Source organism: Shewanella surugensis, from assembly GCF_023284005.1.
Classification (GTDB): domain Bacteria; phylum Pseudomonadota; class Gammaproteobacteria; order Enterobacterales; family Shewanellaceae; genus Shewanella; species Shewanella surugensis.
Map to the genome: position 1 here is coordinate 1 of NZ_JAKIKS010000323.1, position 1129 is coordinate 1129.

At 39.2% G+C, this 1129-nt stretch carries 2 protein-coding genes; one reads left to right on the top strand and one right to left on the bottom strand.

The features are described from left to right. Positions 1–97: 97 nt before the first annotated feature. Positions 98–730 (top strand): hypothetical protein, encoded by a 633-nt coding sequence (locus L2764_RS27305; RefSeq protein WP_248943469.1) that lies wholly within the window; start codon positions 98–100, stop codon positions 728–730. Positions 731–819: 89 nt separating this feature from the next. On the opposite strand, the gene L2764_RS27310 is transcribed toward L2764_RS27305, so the two are convergent. Next, positions 820–1035 (bottom strand): dTDP-4-dehydrorhamnose 3,5-epimerase family protein, encoded by a 216-nt coding sequence (locus L2764_RS27310; protein WP_376708520.1) that lies wholly within the window; start codon positions 1033–1035, stop codon positions 820–822. Positions 1036–1129: the final 94 nt, after the last annotated feature.

The window sequence follows — 1129 nt, forward strand, 5'->3', positions numbered from 1 at the left end:
AGCTGCTTGCTGATGTCATATCAGGTATTCAATTTAAAGATGGTGAACGGATCACTCAAGATCAAACAGAACATCACGATTCATTGATACACCACATTTGACAATAACTCGTCGTGTCGTCAGAACACTTTATTATGGTATGGATAAACCAGATAACATTATAGGTGATCTCAGTTATGAATTTGCCACAGAATTTGCCGCTAAAGGCGTTGAAAAGTTTGCCAATAAAAATGGGCTGTCTTTAACCGAATTAAATGCTTTATTGACCATTAATTCTTTTATTGGCCATAAATTAGCCGGATCTCGAGCTGAGTGTGCACAAAACAGTTGTGATGTTTTTGGCTACACTACCCGCAAAGGCGGGATCATTCCTAATGCTGGCATAATAGGTGTGTTATGGGATATTAATGACACCATTTTAGGCTATCAAGGATTGATGGATGCAGTAGGCTATGACATTGTAAAGAGTGGCTATAGCCAATTAGGCGCATGCCATAGTTTGGGGACACTGACTTGTAATAATATTGCCGCGAGAGGCTTCGCCGCTCCGGGGGAATTAAACGCCCTGCCCTTTGGCAATGTTGCTTATGGCGGCGCAGAAACTAAATTAGGCTCGATGGACTTCATTAATGGTGGGATTTTGGGCAAAATAACTAATTGGCAAGCAAGAATGATTAGCTGCAGTGTACCTCCTTGCCACGGCTATAAAGATAATTATAAAGGAAAATAATATTTTAACTTTAATAACTTATTACTGAGAACTAAATATAACTTTAATTTTGGATAAGTTCAGATAAAAGTGCAATGAATAACATCAAGTTACAAGGTTGGGGCCTGATTAAAGCCTAAGCCATTAATATCTTTGTCAGATAAAATAGGTTGATTGGTAAAAGGCCACACAATATTTAATCTTGGATCATCCCAGCGCACACTGATTTCAGAATCACTATGGTAATAGTCAGTACACTTATAAACACATTCAGCAATATCACTCATGACATAAAAACCATGGGCAAAACCCCAGGGCGGGAGCATACTTTGTCGGATAATTAACCAAAGAAAACTTTTGCCCTGTAATCATCGTCCCAACTCGCCTTTTTTAGCTTATTTCGCTGACTTGGCGCACCGC

Coding starts and splice junctions, on each gene's coding strand:
- L2764_RS27310 (WP_376708520.1), bottom strand. CDS start 1,035: ATGCTCCCGCCCTGGGGTTTTGCCCATGGTTTTTATGTCATGAGTGAT.